The organism is Candidatus Cloacimonadota bacterium (genome assembly GCA_021734245.1).
Classification (GTDB): domain Bacteria; phylum Cloacimonadota; class Cloacimonadia; order Cloacimonadales; family TCS61; genus B137-G9.
Genome location: JAIPJH010000079.1, coordinates 1 through 15,307 on the forward strand (window position 1 = coordinate 1; position 15,307 = coordinate 15,307).

The 15,307-nt window shown below is 37.2% G+C and carries 11 protein-coding genes; 8 read left to right on the top strand and 3 right to left on the bottom strand.

Features of this window, described 5'->3' with window-relative positions:
- Positions 1 to 1,886 (bottom strand): TonB-dependent receptor (locus K9N40_10705; GenBank protein MCF7814937.1); only part of this gene is annotated, 1,886 nt, incomplete at its 3' end.
- A gap of 44 nt (positions 1,887 to 1,930) precedes the next feature.
- Here K9N40_10705 and K9N40_10710 point away from each other — a divergent pair.
- The 3 genes from K9N40_10710 (at position 1,931) to K9N40_10720 (ending at position 5,659) form a co-directional block, all read left to right on the top strand.
- On the top strand, positions 1,931 to 2,197 hold the full coding sequence (locus K9N40_10710) for a hypothetical protein (GenBank protein MCF7814938.1): 267 nt from the start codon (positions 1,931 to 1,933) through the stop codon (positions 2,195 to 2,197).
- Between the two features lie 83 nt (positions 2,198 to 2,280).
- Positions 2,281 to 2,619: a VOC family protein gene (locus K9N40_10715; GenBank protein ID MCF7814939.1), complete on the top strand. Its 339-nt coding sequence runs from the start codon at positions 2,281 to 2,283 to the stop codon at positions 2,617 to 2,619.
- Between the two features lie 193 nt (positions 2,620 to 2,812).
- Positions 2,813 to 5,659 (top strand): M20/M25/M40 family metallo-hydrolase, encoded by a 2,847-nt coding sequence (locus tag K9N40_10720; protein ID MCF7814940.1) that lies wholly within the window; start codon positions 2,813 to 2,815, stop codon positions 5,657 to 5,659.
- A gap of 261 nt (positions 5,660 to 5,920) precedes the next feature.
- On the opposite strand, the gene K9N40_10725 is transcribed toward K9N40_10720, so the two are convergent.
- The gene (locus K9N40_10725; GenBank protein MCF7814941.1) at positions 5,921 to 6,412 is read right to left on the bottom strand and encodes a cyclic nucleotide-binding domain-containing protein; all 492 of its coding nucleotides are present in this window, start codon (positions 6,410 to 6,412) and stop codon (positions 5,921 to 5,923) included.
- 10 nt (positions 6,413 to 6,422) lie between these two features.
- Positions 6,423 to 7,580: an NAD-binding protein gene (locus K9N40_10730; GenBank protein ID MCF7814942.1), complete on the bottom strand. Its 1,158-nt coding sequence runs from the start codon at positions 7,578 to 7,580 to the stop codon at positions 6,423 to 6,425.
- A gap of 153 nt (positions 7,581 to 7,733) precedes the next feature.
- On the opposite strand from K9N40_10730, the gene K9N40_10735 reads away from it, so the two are divergent.
- The 5 genes from K9N40_10735 to hflX all read left to right on the top strand — a co-directional run bounded on the left by K9N40_10735 (position 7,734) and on the right by hflX (position 15,007).
- Positions 7,734 to 8,255 carry a GyrI-like domain-containing protein gene (locus K9N40_10735; protein ID MCF7814943.1) on the top strand — a complete coding sequence of 174 codons (522 nt, stop codon included), beginning with the start codon at positions 7,734 to 7,736 and terminating at the stop codon, positions 8,253 to 8,255.
- Positions 8,252 to 8,476, top strand: coding sequence for a hypothetical protein (locus K9N40_10740; GenBank protein MCF7814944.1), 225 nt, complete (start codon positions 8,252 to 8,254; stop codon positions 8,474 to 8,476). Before K9N40_10735 ends, K9N40_10740 begins: the two co-directional genes overlap by 4 nt.
- A gap of 953 nt (positions 8,477 to 9,429) precedes the next feature.
- A complete protein-coding gene (locus K9N40_10745) occupies positions 9,430 to 11,289 on the top strand; it encodes an ABC transporter ATP-binding protein/permease (GenBank protein ID MCF7814945.1) in 1,860 nt (619 codons plus the stop codon).
- A 125-nt stretch (positions 11,290 to 11,414) separates the two neighbouring features.
- Positions 11,415 to 13,244, top strand: a complete 1,830-nt coding sequence (locus tag K9N40_10750; protein ID MCF7814946.1) for an ABC transporter ATP-binding protein/permease — start codon at positions 11,415 to 11,417, stop codon at positions 13,242 to 13,244.
- A 500-nt stretch (positions 13,245 to 13,744) separates the two neighbouring features.
- A complete protein-coding gene (hflX, locus tag K9N40_10755; GenBank protein MCF7814947.1) occupies positions 13,745 to 15,007 on the top strand; it encodes a GTPase HflX in 1,263 nt (420 codons plus the stop codon).
- Positions 15,008 to 15,307 lie beyond the last annotated feature (300 nt).

A 15,307-nucleotide genomic window follows, 5' to 3' on the forward strand; every position in this document is an offset into this window, starting at 1 on the left:
GGAAAGTACCATTCTTCTTCACCAGTTTGCGGATTTACATTTATTTCTTCCACTTTTTTCTTTGTAACGCTGAATCCGTAACCAATAAAACCTTCAATTCCATGCCAGTCGGTTCGCAGCATTATGTCCGTTCCAAATGAGTATCCTTTTCCCACGTTATAAATATCTGCCAATACACCTGTTTCATTGTTCCATTCAAAATCTGTTTCGGGTCTTGGTTCTACCAGATTATCATAAGTTTTGTAAAATCCTTCTACATCGAAAGCAAAGCTTTCATTGATCTGCGTTTTGAATCCGAAAATATAATGATCAGAAGCTCCCGGTTCAACTGTTTTATCTATTGGAAACCACAATCCCATCGGCGAATCACCCGAATCCATTGAAGTTAGGAATTGATAATATCTACCATAATTAAAATAAATATTGGAAAGCTCTCCCAACCTTCTACGAATAGAAAATCGGGGAGAAGTGCGGAAATAATCTGCTGTCGGTTTGGAAGGCGAATATTCACTTATCGTGTGGCAATAAGCCAATCTTACTCCTGGTTGAATTGTCCAGATATCGTTTATCTTCCAGCTATCCTGAACATAAAAGGCAGAGATGTAAGAAGGAACTTCAATATCGGGAAGATGGGTTTGATCGTAACTGGAATTGGATTTAGCGAAAAAGTTTATATCCAGATATTTCAGTTCATAACCAAAATCGATGTTGTGTACTTCATTGGGAAGGTAGCTGAACATGTTTTTGATGCTGTAATCGCGAATATCATTTTCCTGCTGAAAATCCTGACCGCTATCAGATTCCATGGTAAAATTAAAATTGAAATGACTGGCAGCCATTACGAATTTAGAGAAAATCTGCGGATTGAAAATGTGAACCCATTGAGCTGTGTAAGTTTCATTTCCCCACGTAAGTCTCATATCAAAGCCAAAATCCATGCCTAAACGGTCTTTACCGAAATAGCTGCTGACTGTGATTTTATCTTTCTCTGTAAAATCATAAGTTAGTTTTGCGTGTCCATCATAAAAATAGTAATCGGGAATTTCAAGATCAATGAGTTTACTGATCAGATCGATATAAGTTCTTCTGAAAGAAGCCATGTAGGAGCCTTTGCTCCAGGGACCTTGAATAGTGCTGCTGGTACTAATTAAACTAATTCGAGCAACTCCCTCATGATTTTTTCTGTTTCCATCCAGATTTGTTACATCCAGCACAGAAGAAAGACGTCCGCCGTATTTGGCAGGAAATCCGCCCTTCATTAATTCTACCTGCTCAATAGCGTCGGTATTGAAAGTACTGAAGATTCCTCCGAAATGACTGGGATTATAAACATCGGTATCGTCTAAAAGTATTAAATTCTGATCGGGACTTCCACCACGAACATAAAGTCCGCTGGAGAAGTCGGAAAGGGCTGTAACACCTGGCAGAACCTGAATTGCACGAAATACATCGCTATCTGCAATTTGTGGAATATCGGTAAGATCTTTGGTAGTACGCAGCACATTACTCACGACAATTTCTCTCGTGTTGATCTCACGATTTGCTTTACCTGAATTTACAGAAATACCTTCTACTTTGATAAGAGCTTTTTCCAGTTCCACTCGAAAAAAAATCTCGTCAGCATCATTTTCGATCATCTTTATCACTCGTTGTGGTTTGTAGGCTGTGTTTGTAATAAAGAATTCAATCTTGCCGGTAGGAACGTTATTTATAACAAAATAACCTTCCTTATTTGTAAGTGCACCCTGGTTTGTTCCATTGATGATAACGGAAGTATAGGCGATCCGCTCACCATTCGATTTATCCAGCACAAAACCACTGACAGTGGCGGAAAACAGGCTGGAAACGAATTTCAGGAGCATCAGGATTATTAAAATTTTCTTCATATCATTCCTCGAAATTAAATTATTTATTTGGGTCAAATTTCCAATTGAGATTTTTGTGTCAATTAGATAAAATTGCAAAAATAAAAAACTCTCAGCAAAATTTTATCATAGGGGGAGGATTTAAAATTGCCGAGAGTTTCTTGGGATATGAGTCTTTATTTATATTTACTGGAATAAATCCAGTAGCACATTTCGTTTTTAAAGATCTGCCAAATAACATTGCATTTAGTGTGCCAAATGGAAGAACAAACTTAAATATTATCGTTATAGAGCTGGTTTATGAGATAAAAGCAGTATATTTTTCTTATTAGAACACGTGCAAAATCTGATCAATACGATAAAAGAATTGACACAGATTTATCAAAATAATCATAAAAGAACAAATGGAGGAATAATGAGTGGTATAGTGTTTTTCAGAACAAATAAACTGGAAGAAATGAAAGATTTTTATATGAATAAATGTGAATGTAAAATGTGGATGGATCAGGGTGATTGCTGCATTTTACAACACGATAATTTCTTAATTGGATTTTGCAGCCGAGACACAATAGAAACTCAGGGAATGATCACATTTTACTTCGAAAATAAGGAAGAAGTTGATAGATTTTACACAAAATTTCGCGATTCAGCTGATGACGTTCCAAGAGATAATCCCAGATATCCAATTTACCATTTTTTTGCAAAAGATCCGGAAGGAAGAATTTTAGAATTTCAATATTTTTATAATTTATAAAACAAAATTCTTTAAATCTAATAAAATTATTTCGTTCATTTTCGAACATTGTTGTTCGTTTTTCAAACACATTTATTCAAATTTTGATATCCTGAGATACTCCTGAATCAACAATAAAATTAACCGCTGCCAATTTTTTATACTGATAATGGAATATAGATTGCATTCTCATTTATTAACAAGGAGGTAAAAAATGAGAAGAATGATCTTAACACTGTGTTTAGTTTTGTTAATCGGGCTTTTATCTGGTACAGACGAAACCTATCTAATGTCAATTCCCACGAAAGATCACCTGGATTCTAATTTACTAAATGTCTATTTTATTGACAGCGATGATATCATCGTTGCCAATAGTGTTGAAGAAATTCAGCAATTAAGAATAAGTGAATTTAGAATTTTAGATTCTTTTAATGAGTCAAAAGATTATTTTATTTTGGAAAATCGTGTCGGTGTTCCTGAGGAAATTCCCTGGGGAAAAATCGTTTATCGGTCTGATGATTTTACTATAGTAAGAAAAAATTCTGGAGTTGATGAAACTGATATTTTGGAGCCAAAACTTTCTAAAATAGAACTTCCCAGCTTACAGGTATTTAATGTTCCAGAAAATTTAAGAAATTCTAGAGATTTGATAGACGATCTCATTGCAAATATAAGTGCAGATTCCATTGAAAGCGTTATTCAAAGTTTAGAAGATTTTGAAACACGCTACTGTTATGCAGATAATCGTGATGAAGTTGCTGATTGGATTTTAGATAAATTTGTATCTTATGGTTATACCGATGCAATCCAAGACAGCTTTCAATATAACAATACCTGGCAGAAAAATATAATCGCTGTATTGCCGGGTGTAATAAATGATGAAGAATATATAATTTTTGGCGGACATCACGACTCAATCTGTCCTCCAACTTCCATGACTTATGCACCAGGGGCGGATGATAATGCCAGTGCTACAGCAAATGTGCTTGAATTGGCACGAGTTTTGATGGGGCAGGGTTATCAACCTGATGTGAATCTGGTTTTTGTTACTTTTGCTGCAGAAGAAGTTGGTTTGGTAGGATCAGATGTATTGGCTAGTGGCTTAAATGCACAGGATTATGATGTGAAATTCATGCTGAACAATGATATGGTAGCCAATAATACAATGGTTCCTGGAGAATGGGAAGTGGCGATCTATGCTTACACAGGATCGGAATATTTGGCTGATTATGCTACTTTTTTATGTTTGAGTTATACAAATTTAAATCCTGTTGTCTATAATCAAAACAGTTCAGGTTCAGACAGTTTCTCTTTTTGGACAAATGGTTTTCCCGTAGTTTATTTTGAGGAAAGCGAATTCAGTCCAAACTGGCATCAACCAACAGATACGATCGATAATTGTGATATAGATTTTTGTAAGGAAATTGCCAAGTTGGATTTAGCTACTATTGTATCAATCGACAGAAAACCCAACCCGGTAGAAAATTTCCTGATATATGATGTGGGAAATGGACATGATCTGCAATTGGAATGGGATGCTAATACCGAATCTGATTTTGATCATTATCGAATAGCAGTTGGATTGGAACCAGGTGCTATGAATGATTTTTATATAACAACCGAAACCTCATTTTTATTGGAAGATCTATTCAATGGTTTAACCTATTATGTAGGTATTGTAGCAGTGGATAATGAAGATTTTTTCAGCTTCGAAGTAGAGAAAAGTGCAATTCCGGGTTTTATACCTGCTGTTCCTCAAGGAGTTGTTGCAGAACCTGCCTTACAATCTGTATTATTGGCATGGCAACCAAATTTGGAATTAGATTTACTTGGGTACAACGTTTATCGTAGTGAAACTATGAATGGTAATTATACCCTACTTAATTCTGATCCGATTCAGGATGAATTTTATAGTGATACTGATATTGTGTCTGGTCAGTATTATTATTATTTCATTAAAGCAGAAGATTTAGATCAGAACGAAAGTAATCAAAGCGACGTTGTGAGTTCAAGAGCTATTACACTTGATTCGGGTATTCTTATACTGGACAATACGGCGAATGGAAGTGGCAATTATGGCAATCCGGAAGAAACAGATTGTGATCAGTTTTATCAGAATGTTCTCGATGGTTTCAGTTATGAGGAAATGAACCTGGAAGAAACTTCAGATCTTACAACAGAAGCAATTGGTATTTATTCAACAGTTATTTTGCATATGAACAGCAACTTTCCTTCTTGCAATACATTCCCACAAGTAGATGAAATAAAGCAGTATCTGGATAATGGTGGAAAGATTCTGGTTACAGCTTTCAAACCAAGTGAAATGTTTACAGATTACAGCAGCTATCCTGCTACATTTAATGAAAATGATTTTCTATATGATTATTTCAAAATTGAAAGCATCGACCTGAATAACATGACTAGATTTTATTATGCTGATCCGGAGCCAGGTTTCAATATGATCGAAGCAGATACCACTAAAACTCTTCCAGCTTTAGATTATCATCTTTTCAATATAGAAACAATTGCACCGAATAATGATGGCGAATTGCTCTTCAGTTGGGGAAGTAATTACGCCAATACCAACCCTTTTGGAGTAATGAATGGAGAGCCTGTCGGTGTTGGATATTTTGGTAATGACTTCAAATCAGCATTATTCAGTTTTCCTTTCTATTATATGCAGCAGGATGATGTTTCAACATTCTTGAATACTCTGCTTGTTGACTATTTTGATGAACAGGTAGGTGGAATAGATCCAAATATCATTGTTAATGGTGATGTTATTCTAAAACAGAACTATCCAAACCCGTTTAATCCCGTGACGACAATAGAGTTCTCTCTTTCTGATGAAGAACTTGAAACAGCTGAATTGGAGATTTACAACATAAAAGGACAAAAGGTACGAAGATTTTCGAATCAAGAACTTGTCAGCTCACCGAATCAGAGAATTACCTGGGAAGGAAAAGATGATTTCGGTAAACATGTTTCTTCGGGTCTTTATTTTTATCGCTTAAAAAGGAGTGATAATTCAGTTACTAAAAGGATGTTGCTGATTAAATAAGTGTTGAGTAATTCTGATGAATTGATGTAGATTTGTGTAGAAAGAATTCAGCAAATATTTTTGTGATTAAATTGTAAGTGTCTGTAAATAAGAACGTTGGGAGTATGGCATACGATTTGCTTTATAACTAAATGTGGTTTAATTGGTGAGAAAAAAAAACTTAGCTATTCCCGGTAGTTTGGGTTAAGACGAACACCGGTTAAATAGATGTAGTACAACTCTCCGATGACGGCTTGCTACAGTTGCAAGTCGTCTTTTTTTTTATTCCTTCAAAGCGTAAATAAGAGCAGTCGTTAATTTTAAAACATCCTGGTTTGTTCTTTCCAGATGGCAAGCAAGTTTCTGGGCGATTTCCATCATGATCTTCATGCCGATTTGCGGATGTTGTTTAGCAATTTTCATGAAATCTTTATTGCGGAAACAGTAAAGTTGACCATCTGTTTTGGCTTTACAGTTGGCAGTTCGTTTCTGCTTTCCCAAAAGTCCTACTTCGCCAAAGTAATCGGCTTTACTTGATTTGAGCCTGACAAATTTTTTATCGATTTTTTCCTGATCATCGATCATCGACATTTTCTTGGAAATATCAACTTCTCCCTGATATAAAATGAACATTTCATCACCAATTTCATCTTCAGAAATTAAGATATCATCTTTTTTGAATTTTTGTAGTTTCAAATTCGATGCAACAGTTTTCAATTCCTGCTGGGTTAAAGTTTTAAAAAGTTCTACTTTTTTTAAAAATGTAAGATCCATAAAAATTCCTTTATAAAACAATAGCGACATCCGATACCTGGATCAGATAGTCGTTATCAGGTTTGATCTTTATATTATTGATAGAATCTCCAGGATTGAATTGCTTACCCGAAAGTTCGAATTGCTGCTTAATGAATCTATCGATACTTGATGAATCATCCGATAATATCTCTTCAATGGAAACTTCCGGCCGAATAGAAACCAATCCCAAGGTAATCATTTTTTCTTTTTCGAAAAAATGCTGATACAATTTGTCGAAAGTTTTACCAACAAATTCTTTAGGGATTTTCAGCTCTTTAAATCCTTTACCTTTTGTGTTACGTAAAACTTCCTGCAGGAAGTCTGGAACTGCAGGATTTACCGTGCTATAGCCAAGAAGATTTCCACCGAGATCGTCAAAGATGACAACATTTTGAATTTTTTGTTTACGCAGATTTGGCAGATATTTTCCATCATGAAGCTGAATACTGATCTTTCCTTTCATTTTAAGGAAAGCCAGATTGTGGGCTGCAATGATCGTTCTTTCATCAGAAGGCGTACTTCCTTCTTTACTTTCATCAAAAAGCAGAATAATGTGAACTGCATTCTTGGCATTTGCCTGCATCAGTGTTTCCTGATTTGTAAAATCTCCATGAATAAATCCTATATTTAATTCCGGATATTGATTCTGCAGAGAATGAATCTTCGTGTCATCTAATTCGTTAACAAGCACAACGTTAAATACAGTGTTAGACTCCTGCTTGTTCATGAATTCCAGAATGCGAATCGCACTACGATTCCAACCGCAGATGAGAATATGATTTCTATCTTTTATCTTGTTCAAACCTTTACGCTCCTTGATCTTTTTATCAATGAAATTGCTGGCGATAAATGCTGTGAATGTAGAAAAAATCGTAAAACCTAGAAAAATGAAAATAATTCCTATTATCCTACCCCAGAAAGTAACTGGAACTTTATCGCCATATCCAACTGTTGTTATCGTTACCAACGACCACCATATAGCATCGAAAAAGCCTTTTATATTACCATCACTGTTTCGGTATTCTACTGCCAATACTCCAATTGCTCCTGCCAGAATTATGGCAAATAAAATAAATACATTCACCATCAAAGCTAATGTCTGCTTTTTTTTGGAAAAACTTCGTGCTAATTTTCTTTTAAATTTCACATTAAACTCAATTTTATTTTATTATTCTAAATATCAAAAACACTATAATCTTTGCAAGCTATTTATTTGCAAATGAGAAATAATTTGGATAAATAATTAAGGTTTTGTTTGACATCTGGAAGACGAAAAATCCTATTTAAAAAAGAGGTAAAAATGAAAATGATAATTACAAGACGTCAACCTATGAAAGTGGTTGGTATGAAAATAATTACAGAACCTGATGCTGATGCAGTAGCGAATCTTTGGAACCAATTTATACATAGAATGAATGAATTGGAAAAAACCGCCGTTCCAGAATGCAGTTTGGGAATCTGCACTTTGCTGAAAGATGGGAAGATAGAATATCTGGCAGCTCGTGTGGTAAAAGATGATTCAATAATTCCCGATGGAATGGTTTTTACTGAACTTCCCGAGCAGGATGTAGCAGTATTTACTCATGTTGGTTCGATGGAAAATCTAGCCGAGACCTACGATTATATTTATAATAAATGGTTGCCGGATAGTGAATTTGAGATAATGACAGCACCAGAAATAGAATGGTATGATAAACGCTTTAAGTATAATGATCCAGAATCTCAGATGGATATTCATATTCCCGTCAAACCCATCGACATCGATACTGAATTAGAAGATCTGAAGCAGGTATTCCAAAATTTTAAAAAGGAGGAAAGATGAAATTATTCGAGATCGATAGTGGAAAATTTATCAATATGGATAATGTCTTCAAGTTTGAACTTTTTACCAAAAAAGAAAATGATAAACTGATTTGGAAGTTCTACTCGGTAAATGATCAATCAATTTCCAGCAAGGAATTTGCAGATGTTTTTGATGCAATTACCTGGCTGAATATGACCTTGGCCAGATCAGAAGGAGCAAATGAAGTTATAACTTTATAAAAAAAGTTACTATTTGATATAGTTCATTTAAATTTTATTATTTTATGAAGTTAGCTAAAACTATTTCACACTATAAAATTTGCAAAATGAAAATATTTTGTAAATTTATCTTGACACATTTTGCTTCCATTAAGATGTGCACGTACTTCGTTCTGTACTAAGCGAGGTGCAAATAAATTTTAGGAGGTTTTCATGATCAGACTAGTACTCTTTAGAAAGCCGGATGGCGGCAATTTCTAGCAGGTGACCGATCCCTGCGCAAGCCAAAATAAATAAGTTTCATTCGTAGGCCTGTAAATGGCTGAACATATATAGGCTGATTCGTCAGCCAAATTTTGGTGGGATTGGTCCAATAGAAATGGGCAAATCCCACCATTTTTGTGTCTAAATATAATGACGCACAAACCCGTGGGAGGATCCCGCGGGTTTTTTGTTTTATAGAAGTGACAGATAAACAATTGAAAAATTGTCATCCTGAGTAGGAGTGAAACGACGTATCGAAGGATAAGGCGCGATTGATAGTTAAAAAATCATACTTCGACTCCAGTCTTCGTTCCAATGTGCCCTGGCATACCACTCAGCATGAATGCATTGAGAAAAAAAAGGAGGATTAAATGCAGGAATTCATGATTACAATGACAGAATCGTGTTTCATCTTTTCCTGCGGAGATTATTACGGAATTTTGTAAAAACGTGAGAAGATCTCTGTAGGAAGACCAACAAAAAAATATTTAAGGAGGTAAATTATATTGGCATATGCAATCGCAATCATCGATAATATGATTTGCAGTTATTACAGAGACGAGTGGATGTTATATTAAAAAAAAATAATAACCGCTCCTCTCTGGGGTCTGAAAAACACAAAGAGGAGAAAATAAATGGATTTATTCGATTTAGGTTGGAATGAAAAATTATAAAAGAAATTGATAAATAGAAAAATAAAGAGAATTATCATGGATAAATTAAAAAGACTTTGGAAATTTATGAAAGGCAATAGATCGCTTTATGTGATCTCTATCCTGGCAGTCGGTGCAGCAATATTCCTGCGCTTTGCCTGGCCAATGGTTTTGCGCGTAACTATCGACTCTATCATTGGTAATAAACCTGTAGAAACGAGTGGTTGGATGCAGCCGGTAATAATTGAAATATTGGATTTTCTGGGTGGTAAAAGCGTTTTAGAAAAAAGCTTGTGGATGAGCAGTCTTATTTTGCTTCTGCTTACCATCTCCCGTGGAATTTTCCTTTTTTTCAAAGGAAAATGGGCTGCAACTGCTTCGGAAGCTATTGCTCGGAAAATAAGAGATGATGTATATGATCATCTGCAATATCTGCCATTTGAATATCACGTAAAAGCAAAAACCGGAGATCTGATCCAGCGCTGCACATCAGATGTGGAAACTGTGCGACGCTTTCTGGCAATGCAGCTAGTTGAGGTAGGAAGGGCATTATTTATGCTGTTCTTTGCTCTTTCTTTCATGTTGCCAATGAGTGTAAAAATGACTTTGGTTTCACTATCTTTAGTACCATTCATTTTTATATTTGCAGTGATCTTTTTCATGAAAGTAAAGGTTGCCTTCAAAGCATCCGATGAATCGGAAGGAAGACTTTCTACAGTATTACAGGAAAACTTGAGTGGTGTTCGAGTGGTGCGTGCTTTTGCTCGGCAGAAATACGAGATCGATAAATTTGATGAAAAGAACGTGGAATATCGCGATCTTACCTACAAATTGATCCGACTTCTGGCCTGGTATTGGTCTGTTTCCGACTTTCTAAGTCTAACTCAGATTATCGCAGTTACGGTGTTGGGAACTTACTGGGCAGCTCAGGGGATAATAACGCTGGGAACTTTGCTGGCTTTTACTACTTATGTGGGAATGCTGCTCTGGCCGGTACGCCAGCTGGGAAGAGTGCTAACAGATATGGGAAAAGCTCTGGTTTCCATCGAACGTATCCAGGAAATTCTGGATGAACCGATCGAAGATCTGGATAATGGAATTTCCCAAGAAAAGCTCGAAGGTGAAATAGAATTTGAGAATGTAAGCTTCTGGTATGATGAAGGACATCAAATTTTAGATGATGTTTCTTTCAAAGTTGAGAAAGGTCAGACAGTGGCAGTTCTGGGGCCTACAGGTTCCGGGAAATCCAGTTTGGTAAATTTATTACCCAGGCTTTACGATAATCAGAAAGGATCGATCAAGATAGATGGAATAGATGTGAAAAACTTCAGCAAGAGAACTCTGCGAAACAACATTGGAATTGTGTTGCAGGAACCTTTCCTGTTTTCCAAAACGCTGAAAGATAATATTGGAATTGCAAGACGAGAATATGAAGATGATCACGTTTTCAAAGCTGCTCAAATTGCATCTGTTCACGATGTGATAGAGAGTTTTGAAGATGGTTATGAAACTGCGGTTGGAGAAAAAGGTGTAACCCTTTCCGGTGGTCAGAAGCAACGGGTTGCGATTGCCCGAACCATCATCAACGGCAGTCCGATCCTGATCTTTGACGACAGCCTCAGTGCCGTGGATACTGAGACAGATGCTGCGATCAGAAAAAGGTTGAAGAAACTGGATAACAAAGCTACAACTTTTATCATCTCGCATCGTCTTACCACCTTGGCAGAAGCCGATATGATCCTGGTGCTGGAACGTGGAAAAATAGTTCAGCAGGGAACTCATCTGGAACTGATAGATCAGGAAGGTTTGTACAAACGTGTTTGGGGAATTCAGAACACATTGGAAGCTGAACTGGCTCTGGAAGAAAAAGGCTTGAACGCCGAATTGGATAAAAATGAAAAACTTAAGATTAGTTAAAATTGCTCCCCTTTGGAAGGGGAGAAGACGACAAAGTCGACAGAGGGGTTTAGACATAAAACTCAAAACCCCCTGTTTCCCGCTTATGAAGGGGGACAGTAAGGGCTTAATTGAAGGAATTAATTATGAATCACGCATTTGAAGAAAGAGAATATAACAAAAGATTCGATCTGGCTTTGTGGAAGAAGCTTTTAACCTTCTGCAAACCCTATAAAAAGAAGTTGTTTTTGTTGGCATTTTTCATGCTCTCATTAGCTGGGATCGATGTGCTTTTCCCGCTGATGAGCAAATATGCCATCGATAATTTCGTTGTGCCCAAAAGTACAGATGGCATCACGATCTATGCGTTAGTATTTCTGGCAATGGTGGCTATTCAGGCTTTGAATATCTTCTTCTTCATCAATATTGCCGGCAAGATCGAAATGTATCTTACCTACGATATTCGTAAGAAGGGATTTTTGCATCTGCAGGAATTGTCGTTCAACTATTACGATAAAACTCCGGTCGGCTGGCTCATGGCTCGAATGACTTCTGACAGCCAACGTTTGGGAAGCTTTATTTCCTGGGGATTGGTCGATATGGTTTGGGGTTTTTCCATGATGGTTTTGATCGCTGTAATATTACTGGTGATGAATCTCAAACTGGCTTTGATCACACTGACAGTTGTTCCTGTCTTAGTTGTGATGAGTATTTACTTTCAGAAAAAGATCCTGAAAGCTTACAGGAAAGTAAGGAAGACGAATTCCAAAATCACGGGAGCTTTTAATGAAGGAATTTCGGGAGCTAAAACAACCAAAACTCTGGTTCGTGAAGCTGCTAATCTCAAAGAATTTCAGGTTCATACAACCGATATGTACAGCTCATCAGTAAGAGCTGCGGTTTTCTCATCTTTGTATCTACCGGCCATTCTCACTCTGGGCAGCATTGGAACAGGATTAGCTCTCTGGTTTGGTGGAGAAGGTGTAATTTCTGGAGTTGTAACTTACGGAACCTTGGTAGCATTCATTTCTTATTCAGTTCAATTCTTTGAACCCCTGGGAGAAATGGCACGAGTTTTTGCAGAATTACAAAATGCTCAAGCTTCTGCCGAGAGGATCTTTTCGATGATCGATGAGGTTCCTCAGATCAAAGATAATTCTCAGGTAACCAGAGAATTCGGAGATATCATGAATTCCAAAGAAGAAAACTGGCCTGATATCAATGGTGATATTAGTTTCGAAGATGTGACTTTCAGTTACAAAGAAGGTGAGAATATTCTGGAAAAATTCCAACTGGATATTAAAGCAGGTGAAACAATTGCTCTGGTTGGTGAAACCGGATCAGGAAAGAGCACAGTTGTAAATCTGGCTTGCCGTTTTTATGAACCTACAATTGGATCTATTAAGATCGACGGAGTTGACTATCGCGAGAGATCGATGCTGTGGCTTCATTCCAACCTGGGTTACGTGTTGCAGACGCCGCATCTTTTTAGTGGAACTATCAAAGAAAACATTGCTTATGGCAGATTGGATGCAACTGATGAAGAGATCATCGCAGCAGCAAAACTGGTTGATGCACATGAATTTATCATGAATATGGAAAAAGGTTATGATTCGGAAGTTGGAGAAGGTGGAGCAAAGCTTTCTACTGGTGAGAAACAGTTGATCTCCTTTGCCAGAGCCATTCTGGCAGATCCTCGTATTTTCGTGCTGGATGAAGCGACATCATCTGTGGATACAGAAACCGAACAGCTGATCCAGAAAGCGATCCATACTGTGTTGGAAGGTAGGACCAGCTTTATTATTGCGCATCGTCTTTCCACAATTCGTTCTGCAGACCGCATTCTGGTTATCGGGAATGGCAAGATAACTGAACAGGGAAATCATCATGAACTGATCAAACAGAAAGGTAATTATTACAATCTGTACACAAACCAGTTCATGGAAGAGCAGGAAAGCATGTTACTGAATGCATAACGCAAACATCTTGTTTGCGACAACCCTGAAAAGCTCTCTTCCGGGAAATCTTTCGATTGAGACTTTCGGGGTTTGGTAAAAAATTGGTTAACCTTGAAAGTGCTAAGTGGGAAGTAGTTTTGAAAGAAGCCTTTTCAAGGTTACAGAAACTGGAGTCATGTAACGAGAATAGATGTGTCTCACTGATTTCCGATCCTCGTTGGAAATCAAATTCTAAAAGTCTGATGACCGTAAACATCAGCAAAGGAGGTGAATAGTGAAAATATTTACAAAGAGGTTCAGCGCATAGCTGAATTAAATCCGGTTCCTGCATTTTGTGCGGGAACCGGAGATTAAAGCTCCCCTTTGGAAGGGGAGAAAGCGACAAAGTTGTAGAGGGGTTTTCTATAAAAACTAAGATTTATCAGAAATTTGAATCCCCTCCCAGTGGAATATCCATAGGATTCCACGGCATAAATTTTGTTCACCCTTATAATGGGGACGGAATAATAAGAGGTATTATGGGAAAAATATTAGATATGAACAAAGCGATCCTGGTTGGCGTTTGCCACAAACCAGGTGACTATAGCATGAAAAAAGCTTCACTGGATGAATTGGAAAAACTTGCGGCTACAGCTGGAATTGAAGTTGCGGGAAAATTCATCCAGAAAAGACAGAAGCCGGATAAAGCCTTCTACATTGGCAAAGGCTTTCTGGCAGAGGCTTTGAATGAAGTTTATGATAAAGCTCCCGGTCTGGTGATCTTTGATAATGAACTTTCTCCGGGACAATCCAGAAACATTGAAAAGGAATTCATTGTTGATGCTATCGATCGAACGGAAGTGATCCTGAATATCTTTCATGATCATGCCAGAACTCATGAAGCACAATTACAAGTGAAATTGGCTGAACTTGAGTATCAGCTTCCCAGACTGAAAAGACTCTGGAGTCATCTGGATCGGGAAAAAGGACAAGCAGCAGGAAGTGGCGGAACAGCACGTGGAATGGGAGAGAAGCAGATCGAGATCGATAGAAGGATAATTCGAAATGAAATTGCTAAAGTTAAAGCAGAATTGAAAAAAGTTTTCCTGCACAAAGAAACACAGAGCAAACATCGCGAACAAGTGAAGAAAGTTTGCCTGGTCGGCTATACGAATGCAGGTAAATCTACACTTTTCAATCGATTGACAGATGCTGGAGTTTTGGTGGAAAATAAGTTGTTTGCCACGCTTTCTACCACGACTCGTAAACTTGCGCTTTCCAAAGGGAGAGACATGATCCTTTCCGATACGGTCGGCTTTATCTCAAATCTTCCACATCATCTGGTCGCTTCATTTAGAGCAACTCTAAAAGATGTGGTAGATGCTGATCTGTTATTACATGTGGTAGATTCAGCAGATGAACTCTTTCCATATTATATTGATGAAGTTCAAAAAGTACTGCAGCATATCGGAGCAGATGAAGTACAGCAGATTCTGGTAATGAACAAAGCAGATACAGCAGATCGAGTTAAGATGAAACTCTATCTGGAAGCACATGATAATTCAATTTTGATCTCAGCAAAAAAAGGTGAGAATATCGAAGAATTATTACAAAAAATTGATGATGTTCTGCACAATGCCAGAAGGGTAGAAATGCTGATCCCTCATACTGAGCAAAAAGCAGTAAATCTATTGCACAATATTGGTGAGATCGAATCTACAGAATATCTTGAAAAAGGTGTAAAGGTCACAGCGATCATCAACCAGGAAGATCTGCCTGAGTTTGAAAAGTATATTATATAACCTTCGCAATGACCACATACCTTGCGAATGGCTGTTCTATGTAACGTAACGCAAACATCCCTGTTTGCGAAAGTAATGTAACGCAAACATCCCTGTTTGCGAAAAAGCATTAAAGTCACACAACAGGAGCTAAGTGGATAGAATAAAAGAAGCTTTCCTTTGGAAGGAGAGAGAGCGACAAAGTCGCTGAGGGGTTTTCTAAAATTGAGAATAATTAGTAAATATAATCCCCTAATTTTTCCTTCTTACGAAGGTGACTGAAGTATTGTTAGGTATTAATATGGCAATTATAAAAGCAGG

Bases quoted from the DNA above. Each gene is read 5' to 3' on its own strand.
- K9N40_10715 (MCF7814939.1), top strand. From the start codon at position 2,281: ATGAGTGGTATAGTGTTTTTCAGAACAAATAAACTGGAAGAAATGAAA.
- K9N40_10720 (MCF7814940.1), top strand. From the start codon at position 2,813: ATGAGAAGAATGATCTTAACACTGTGTTTAGTTTTGTTAATCGGGCTT.
- K9N40_10725 (MCF7814941.1), bottom strand. From the start codon at position 6,412: ATGGATCTTACATTTTTAAAAAAAGTAGAACTTTTTAAAACTTTAACC.
- K9N40_10735 (MCF7814943.1), top strand. From the start codon at position 7,734: ATGAAAATGATAATTACAAGACGTCAACCTATGAAAGTGGTTGGTATG.
- K9N40_10740 (MCF7814944.1), top strand. From the start codon at position 8,252: ATGAAATTATTCGAGATCGATAGTGGAAAATTTATCAATATGGATAAT.
- K9N40_10745 (MCF7814945.1), top strand. From the start codon at position 9,430: ATGGATAAATTAAAAAGACTTTGGAAATTTATGAAAGGCAATAGATCG.
- K9N40_10750 (MCF7814946.1), top strand. From the start codon at position 11,415: ATGAATCACGCATTTGAAGAAAGAGAATATAACAAAAGATTCGATCTG.
- hflX (MCF7814947.1), top strand. From the start codon at position 13,745: ATGGGAAAAATATTAGATATGAACAAAGCGATCCTGGTTGGCGTTTGC.